The following is a 7,425-nucleotide window of genomic DNA, read 5'->3' as shown; positions in this document are numbered from 1 at the left end:
CACCCAGCCCTTCCCGCGCATCCCCCTCGCCGAGGCCAAGGAGATCGTCAAGGGTCGCGGCTACGAGGTGCCGCGCGACGACGACGACATGGACCCGGAGGGCGAGCGCCAGATCGCCGCGTACGTGCTGGAGACCTACGGCCACGAGTTCGTGTTCCTGACCGACTACGCCGCGAGCATCCGCCCGTTCTACCACATGCGTCCGGAGAACGACCAGACCATCACCAACAGCTACGACCTGATCTTCAACGGCACCGAGATCTCGACCGGCGCGCAGCGTGAGCACCGCATCGACGTGCTCACCGCCCAGGCGATCGAGAAGGGCCTCGACCCGGAAGAGCTCGGCGGTTACCTCGACTTCTTCCGTTACGGCGTTCCCAGCCACGGCGGCTTCGGCATGGGCCTCGCCCGGGTGCTGATGCTGATGCTGCACCAGGCCAGCATCCGCGAGGTCACCTACCTGTTCCGCGGCCCGACCCGTCTCGAGCCGTAGGCCGCCGGGGCCCAAGCGGCACAACGAAACGCAGGAGCTCCGGCGCCCTGAGGCTCACACCGCCTCAGCAGCCCGGAGCTCCTGCGTTTCGGCGTTTCCGGCCGGCTCAGAACCGCACGGGTCAGAACTGGACGTCGACGGCTGCCTTCTCGGCGGCGACGGAGCGGATGAACGCCGCGGCGGCCTCGTGGGCCGGGTGCACCTGGTAGCGGGCGAGCGCGTCGAGGTCCTCGTAGTCCGCGATCAGCACGACGTCCCAGTTGGGGTTCCCGACGACATCCGTGCCGACCTGCAGGGTGCGGATCTCTGGGACGACGCCGACGAGGGCCTCGAGGCGCTCGACGATGGCGGCCGCATCGGCCGCACGTGCGGCGGGCTCGGTCGCGGCGAGCCGCCACGACACCACGTGCCGGATCATTTCACGGCCAGAAGGGCCGTGCGGAGGCGGTCGGGATCGATCCGCCAGTAGTTGTGCACCGTGCCGTTGATCATCAGCACGGGGATGTCCTCCAGATACAGGTCGCTCAGGGCCGCGTCGTCGAGGATCGAACGCTCTTCGATGGCCATCTCGGGCGCTCCCGGCGTGCCGTCCAGGGTCCTGACGACACCCGTGACGAGCTCACGCGCATCGTCGCACAGGTGACATCCGGGTTTCCCGATCAGGGTGAGCAGTGCAGTAGCCATGCACCCAGCCTAAGCCGGGGACGGCATGGTGACCCAACTAGACTCCAAGGGAGATGTTCCAAGCCACTCCCCCGCGCGCCATCGCGTTCTTCGATGTCGACAACACCCTGATGCGAGGGGCCAGCCTCTATCATCTGGGCGTCGCCGCGTGGCGGGGCGGGATCATCACCCGCAGGGACATCACCTCCTTCGGCTGGAAGCAGGCCCGGTTCCTCGCGGTCGGCGAGAACCGCGATCACCTCTCCACGGTGCTGCTGCGTGCCCTCGAGGTCGCCGTGGGATTCGAACAGGCCGAGCTCATCCGCTTGAGCGAGGAGATCTTCGACACGAAGCTCACCCGCCGGCTCTGGCCGGAGACGGTCGCGGTGGCCAGACGGCACCTCGAGAACAGCCACGAGGTCTGGCTGCTCACCGCGAGCGTTCAGGAGGTCGCCGACGTCATCGCCGAGCGCCTCGGCTTCACGGGCGCGCTCGGAACCGTGCTCGAGGCGGACGACGGCATCTTCACGGGTCGGCTGACCGCCGGGGTCTGTCACGGCGCCCTGAAGTCCGAGGCGGCACGGGCACGCGCCGCGGCGAGCGGCGTCGACCTCGCCGACTGCTGGGCGTACTCGGACTCCCACAACGACATTCCGCTGCTCGACCTCGTCGGCCACCCGGTGGTGGTCAACCCGGACGCTGCGCTCGCGCGGTATGCGGCGGCGCGCGACTGGCCCGTGATGCGGATGAAGCGCGCGAGCATCCGCCGGGCGGCGCGCGCGAACCGGGTCCGCACAAGCAAAAAGCGCTAGGCCCGGAAGGACCTAACGCTCACGCTTGGGGACGGGCTAAGCCGTCCTACTTCTTATTGCGACGCTGATGGCGGGTCTTACGAAGCAGCTTGCGGTGCTTCTTCTTCGCCATACGCTTGCGTCGCTTCTTAATTACAGAACCCACACGGACCTCACAAGATTTGATTTCGCCGCGAGATTCGCGACAGACACGAAAGTGCCAGTCTAGCGGATAAGCGCGACGCTCGACGCTCGGTCGGCGGTTGCCGGTCGAGTACTGCTGGTTGTTCTATTCGTTCTTCCGCCATTTGCGCGGTTTAACGTCTTTGACCGCATGCGCGACCTGGAATGAGGTATCGGCGAAGACCTTGCCGATCGCGGTCGCGAACGCCCGCTGCTCTTCCTTGAGGCCCTCGGCCTCTTCGGCTTCCCCCTCCGTTGCGGCATCGAAATCGACGCTCAGGAATGGGATCAGCCAGTCTTCGATCTCCTCCAGGGGGGCATAGTCGAGATGGTAATAACGGTGCTGCCCTGCTTCACGTACGCCGACGAGTCCCGCCTCGCGCAACACCTTGAGGTGCTTGGAGACCGTCGGCTGGCTGAGGCCGAGTTGCACGACGATGTCAGACACGCTGAGCTCGCCGCCGACCGCCCCGGACTGGTTGTATCGCTCGAGGAGAATGCGTAATATTTCGCGTCGAGTCGAGTCCGCCACCACGCCGAAGATGTCTGCCATACCTTTAGGCTAGTCATTCCCACGAAGGGATACTACGGAAGGCCCGCAACGGCTGTCCGGGACAGGGTCAGTCGGTGGGGGCGGCGAGTTCGCGCGCCCGGGCGAGTGCGGCATCCGTCGCCCGGTCGAAGAGCTCCTTGAGTCCGCCCTTCTCGAGTTCCCAGACCGCGCGCTCGGTGGTGCCGTGCGGGCTCGTGACCTGGCGGCGCAGTTCGCCCGGCGACAGCGGGCTTGCTGCGAGGAGGGTGCTCGCACCGAGGAAGGTGCCGTTGACGAGGATCGCGGCCTCCTCCGCCGTGAACCCCTTGTCGATGGCGGTGCGGGTGAACTCCTCGATCAGGTAGAACACGTATGCCGGGCCGGAGCCGCTGATCGTGCTCAGGGCGTCGAGCTTGTCCTCCGGGACGACGAGCACCGAACCGACGGTGCCGAACAGGGCCCTGGCTATGTCGAGGTCGGCCGCCGTGGAACGGCTGCCTGCGCTCAGGCCGGTCACGGCCTTGCCGACGAGGGCAGGGGTGTTGGGCATTGATCGGATCACGGCGACGGATGCCGGCAGCAGCGCCTCGAACGTGGCGATCGTCACGCCGGCCGCGACGCTCACCACGAGGGTGCCCGGCGCGAGGGACGACGCGATCTCGCGGAGCAGGTCTGGCACCATCGCCGGCTTCACGGCGACGACGACGATGCGCGCCCCGGTGACCGCTGTGCGGTTGGCGTCCGGATCGAGCGCGGTCGCCCAGGCGGTGACCCCGGGCAGGTCGTGCAGCTCTGCCGCCTTCTCCGCGGTGCGGTTGGTGGCCCGGATGCCGCCCTCGACCGTCACGGCGGGGGTCAGCAGCCCGGTCAGGACGGCGCGCGCCATCGATCCGGCTCCGAGGAACGCGATGGTGGGCAGGACGGTGGGGGGCACCGCGGTGGCGGCAGTCTCGGTCATGCAGCCAGTCTACTTTTCGGGGCGTTTCGCAGCGTCGGGGGCCTCCTAGAATTGCTGCATGAGCGCATCTTCGGGGAACAAGGCCATCATCGCTGCACTCGGTGCGAACCTGGGCATCGCCGCGACAAAACTCATCGCCTGGGCGTTCTCCGGTTCGTCCTCGATGCTCGCGGAGGGCGTGCACTCCCTCGCAGACTCCGGCAACCAGCTCCTGTTGCTGCTCGGAGCCCGTAATTCGCGGAAGGACGCCGACACGGAGCATCCGTTCGGCTACGGGCGCGAACGCTACGTCTACGCCTTCGTCGTCTCGATCATCCTGTTCTCCATCGGCGGCGTCTTCTCGCTGTATGAAGGGGTGCAGAAACTGCAGGACCCGCACCACCTCGACGTGCCGTGGCTGCCGATCCTCGTGCTGCTCGTGGCGATGGGCCTCGAGTCGTTCTCCCTGCGCACCGCGATCAAGGAGTCGAACCACACCAGGGGCGGGGAGACCTGGGTGCAGTTCATCCGCCACGCCAAGGCCCCCGAGCTGCCCGTCGTGCTGCTCGAAGACGTCGCGGCGCTCAGCGGCCTCGTGCTCGCATTCCTCGGCGTCGGCCTGACCATCGTCACCGGCGACCCGATCTGGGATGCGATCGGGACCATCTGCATCGGTGTGCTCCTCGTGCTCGTCGCGATCGTGCTCGGCATCGAGACGAAGAGCCTCCTCGTCGGCGAGGGCGCCCGACCCACCGACACGGCGACGATCCAGCGCGCGATCCTGAACGGCCCGGAGACACAGCGCATCATCCACATGAAGACGCTCTACCTCGGGCCGGACGAACTGCTCGTGGCCGCGAAGCTCGCGTTCGACGCCGAGCTGCGCTTCTCGGATGTCGCGGCGTCGATCGACGTGATCGAGGAACGCGTGCGGGCGGCGATGCCGAGCGCCCGCGCGATCTATCTCGAGCCCGACGTGTTCCACGACCCGAGCCAGCACGGCCCGCTCACCGACACCATCATCATCCGGGGCCGGGAATGAGCGCAGTGCCTGCCGCGCCGGCGACGGATGCCGCACCGGTCGCTGGGACGCGGACGGCACTCGTGCTGCGCCACGACGCCACCATCCATCTCGGCAACCTCGAGCCCGTGCTCCACGACCACGGTTATTCCGTGACCTACGTCGAGATCCTCAGCGACGACCTCAGCACGATCGACCCCACCTCCGCCGACCTCGTCGTCGTGCTCGGCGGGGAGATGGGCGCGTATGAGATCGACCGGTTCCCGGCGCTCGCCCGGGAGATCACGATCCTGCAGGACCGGCTCGCCGCCGAGCGCCCGGTGTTCGGCGTGTGCCTCGGCGCGCAGCTGATGGCCAACGCGCTCGGCGCCAGGGTCTACCCCGGGCCGACCAACGAAATCGGCTTCCGCACGGTCGAACCGACGAGCCTCGGCGCCACAGGGCCGCTCCGCCACGTGGCCGGCGTCCCGGTGTTGCAGTGGCACAGCGACACCTTCGACCTTCCGGAGGGCGTGACACGCCTGGCCGGTTCGCCGCAGTACGGCAACGAGGCGTTCGGTATCGGCGACTGGGCGCTCGCGGTGCAGTTCCACCCCGAAGTGACGCCGGCCATGCACGAGGTCTGGCTGCGCGCTTCCGCCGCGGAGGTCACCGCGGCCGGCCTCGACCCGGAAACGCTGCGCGCCGAGCGCGACCTCTACGCCGGGACGATGCAGGATGCGTCCCGCGCGCTGTTCAGCGAATGGCTCGACGGGCTGGATCGCTGAAGAACTCCCGGAGGAGGGCGCCGCACTCCTCGGCGTCGACCTCCGCGTAGACCTCGGCACGATGGTTGAGCCTGCGGTCGCGCAGCACGTCGTACACGGAGCCCGCTGCTCCCGCCTTTTCGTCCCAGGCGCCGAAGACGACGACCGGGATCCGCGCGGCCAGGATCGCGCCGGCGCACATCACGCAGGGCTCGAGCGTGACCACCAGAGTGCAGCCGGTGAGGTGCCAGTCGCCGAGAGCGGCGGCCGCGGCCCGGATGGCGACGATCTCGGCGTGACCGGTCGGGTCCTGCCGTGCCTCCCTGTCGTTGCGGCCGTGGCCGACGACGACACCGGAGGCATCGATCACGACCGCGCCGACCGGGACGTCACCCGTCTCGAGGGCCGCGCGGGCCTCCCGGAGGGCAAGCCGCATCCATTCGCGGTGCTCGCGAGCCTGCTCGCCCATCCGGATACCTCCCCCAGCTAGTAGATTGAGCCTATGCGAGTCCATGTAGCCGACCATCCGCTCATCACCCATAAACTGACGGTTCTGCGGGACAAACGCACCTCCTCACCGCTCTTCCGCTCCCTCGTGGAGGAGCTGATGACGCTCCTCGCCTACGAGGGAACCCGCGGGGTGCGGGTCGAAGACATTACCGTCGAAACCCCGGTCGGGCTGGCCCACGGGGTGCAGATCAGCGACCCGAAGCCGCTCGTCGTGCCGATCCTGCGCGCCGGCCTCGGCATGCTCGAGGGCATGGTCAAGCTGCTGCCGACCGCAGAGGTCGGCTTCCTCGGAATGGCCCGCAACGAGGAAACCCTCCAGCCGACCACGTACGCCGAGCGCCTGCCCGACGACCTCTCCGACCGCCAGTGCTTCGTGCTCGACCCGATGCTCGCCACCGGAGGCTCGCTGATCGCGGCCATCAAGTTCCTCTTCGACCGCGGCGCCGTCGACGTCACCGCCATCTGCATCCTGGCGGCGCCAGAGGGTCTCGCCGCCGTCGAGGCGGCGTTCCCCGGTCGTGAGGTGTCGATCATTCTCGGCGCCGTCGACGAACGCCTCAACGAGCTCGGCTACATCGTTCCCGGACTCGGCGACGCCGGCGACCGTCTGTACGGACTCGTCTAGGGCACAGTCCACCCGTTCCGCCGGTTGCGACCACGCCGGCGGAACACGCAGGTCCTGCGACACACGGGCGTCGCAGCGCAGTACTTTCACGAATCTTTGATGAAGTGCCTTTCCATCGAGGAACATGTGATGAAGTGCCCATCGAGCACGGATCCTCCCGTTCGACCCGACCGGGGCGAACGTGCTGCAGCAGGTTTCCTGGCTTCCTGCGTCACAAAGTTGACACACGCCGTAACAGTGGGCTTTACTCACAGTTATGACAACCCCTCACCGCCCCCTGACCTCCCTCGAGGCCCTTGGGAATGCCGGCATGATGATGCCCGGCATGCGCGCCGAGTGTTGCCGAATGTGCCGCTGAATCGCGACATCATCGCCGAGTTCCCCTCTCGCCTCCGAACCCCGCGCAGTAGCAGCCCGTGCCTCTGCACTGAGCGGTTCTGAGTCAGTCGGTTGAACTCCCGGAGCCTTTCGTACGCTCCGCACCCGGTCGCAACGGCCATTGTCGAACCCACAACCGCGCAGAGCGCCGGGTTCACCCCAGCATCATCATTCCCAAGGACTCCTGCCATGTCGCTCGCACACATTGACACCGCCCGCTCCATCCACAACGCCCGCCCGGCACTCGCCCTGGCGCCTGCCCCCGCTGCTCCCCGCATCCGCGCCGTGCCGGAGGGCACAGAGGCCCGCGGCTTCGTCCTCTACGTCGGCATCGACGAGGCCAAGGCCGCCGCGGCCGGCACCTCGCTGCACCGCATCGTCGAGGCGCTCAAGGCCCTCACCGAGGAACTCGCCCCGAACGCGGAAACCCACGCCGCCGTGGCGCTCGCGCCGGCAGGTGCCGGCGGTCGCGACGTGGACGTCGTGCGCCTCGCCCTCCAGGACCCCGCCGCCCTGGCCCGCCACCGCACGGTGGCCGACCCGGAC

Annotated in this window: 11 protein-coding genes and 1 pseudogene; 6 read left to right on the top strand and 6 right to left on the bottom strand. The window is 68.1% G+C overall.

What is annotated here, in order from left to right:
• A partial coding sequence (locus QN357_RS16580; protein WP_323505230.1) for an amino acid--tRNA ligase-related protein occupies positions 1–493 on the top strand: 493 nt, incomplete at its 5' end.
• A gap of 121 nt (positions 494–614) precedes the next feature.
• Here the strand turns inward: QN357_RS16580 and QN357_RS16575 are convergent.
• Both QN357_RS16575 and QN357_RS16570 read right to left on the bottom strand, forming a co-directional pair.
• Complete coding sequence (locus tag QN357_RS16575) at positions 615–911, bottom strand: Dabb family protein (protein ID WP_134448780.1); 297 nt, start codon at positions 909–911, stop codon at positions 615–617.
• Positions 908–1,177, bottom strand: a complete 270-nt coding sequence (locus QN357_RS16570; protein WP_134448779.1) for a glutaredoxin family protein — start codon at positions 1,175–1,177, stop codon at positions 908–910. Before QN357_RS16570 ends, QN357_RS16575 begins: the two co-directional genes overlap by 4 nt.
• Positions 1,178–1,230: 53 nt before the next feature.
• On the opposite strand from QN357_RS16570, the gene QN357_RS16565 reads away from it, so the two are divergent.
• Entirely contained in the window at positions 1,231–1,968 is a 738-nt protein-coding gene (locus QN357_RS16565) for an HAD family hydrolase (protein WP_134448778.1), read from the top strand.
• Between the two features lie 46 nt (positions 1,969–2,014).
• On the opposite strand, the gene QN357_RS16560 is transcribed toward QN357_RS16565, so the two are convergent.
• From QN357_RS16560 to proC, 3 genes are all read right to left on the bottom strand, one after another.
• The gene (locus QN357_RS16560; protein WP_003792170.1) at positions 2,015–2,113 is read right to left on the bottom strand and encodes a 30S ribosomal protein bS22; all 99 of its coding nucleotides are present in this window, start codon (positions 2,111–2,113) and stop codon (positions 2,015–2,017) included.
• A gap of 123 nt (positions 2,114–2,236) precedes the next feature.
• A complete protein-coding gene (locus tag QN357_RS16555; protein ID WP_134448777.1) occupies positions 2,237–2,683 on the bottom strand; it encodes an ArsR/SmtB family transcription factor in 447 nt (148 codons plus the stop codon).
• A gap of 67 nt (positions 2,684–2,750) precedes the next feature.
• Positions 2,751–3,620 (bottom strand): pyrroline-5-carboxylate reductase, encoded by an 870-nt coding sequence (gene proC, locus QN357_RS16550; protein WP_323505227.1) that lies wholly within the window; start codon positions 3,618–3,620, stop codon positions 2,751–2,753.
• Between the two features lie 58 nt (positions 3,621–3,678).
• Between proC and QN357_RS16545 the strand changes: the two genes are divergently transcribed.
• Positions 3,679–4,641 (top strand): cation diffusion facilitator family transporter, encoded by a 963-nt coding sequence (locus tag QN357_RS16545; protein WP_323505226.1) that lies wholly within the window; start codon positions 3,679–3,681, stop codon positions 4,639–4,641.
• Positions 4,638–5,387, top strand: a complete 750-nt coding sequence (locus tag QN357_RS16540) for a glutamine amidotransferase (RefSeq protein ID WP_134562044.1) — start codon at positions 4,638–4,640, stop codon at positions 5,385–5,387. The genes QN357_RS16545 and QN357_RS16540 overlap by 4 nt, the downstream gene beginning before the upstream one ends.
• Here the strand turns inward: QN357_RS16540 and tadA are convergent.
• The gene (gene tadA / locus QN357_RS16535) at positions 5,356–5,835 is read right to left on the bottom strand and encodes a tRNA adenosine(34) deaminase TadA (protein WP_206750881.1); all 480 of its coding nucleotides are present in this window, start codon (positions 5,833–5,835) and stop codon (positions 5,356–5,358) included. The two genes, QN357_RS16540 and tadA, sit on opposite strands and share 32 nt — an antisense overlap.
• A 33-nt stretch (positions 5,836–5,868) precedes the next feature.
• Here tadA and upp point away from each other — a divergent pair, with 33 nt between their 5' ends.
• Entirely contained in the window at positions 5,869–6,501 is a 633-nt protein-coding gene (gene upp, locus QN357_RS16530; RefSeq protein ID WP_134448773.1) for a uracil phosphoribosyltransferase, read from the top strand.
• Positions 6,502–7,068: 567 nt separating this feature from the next.
• Positions 7,069–7,425: pseudogene (locus QN357_RS16525) on the top strand (winged helix family transcriptional regulator); the annotation flags it as partial.

This window comes from Cryobacterium sp. RTC2.1 (genome assembly GCF_035018685.1).
GTDB classification, from domain to species: Bacteria; Actinomycetota; Actinomycetes; order Actinomycetales; family Microbacteriaceae; genus Cryobacterium; species Cryobacterium glucosi.
This window is presented reverse-complemented; position numbering and strand designations above follow the sequence as displayed.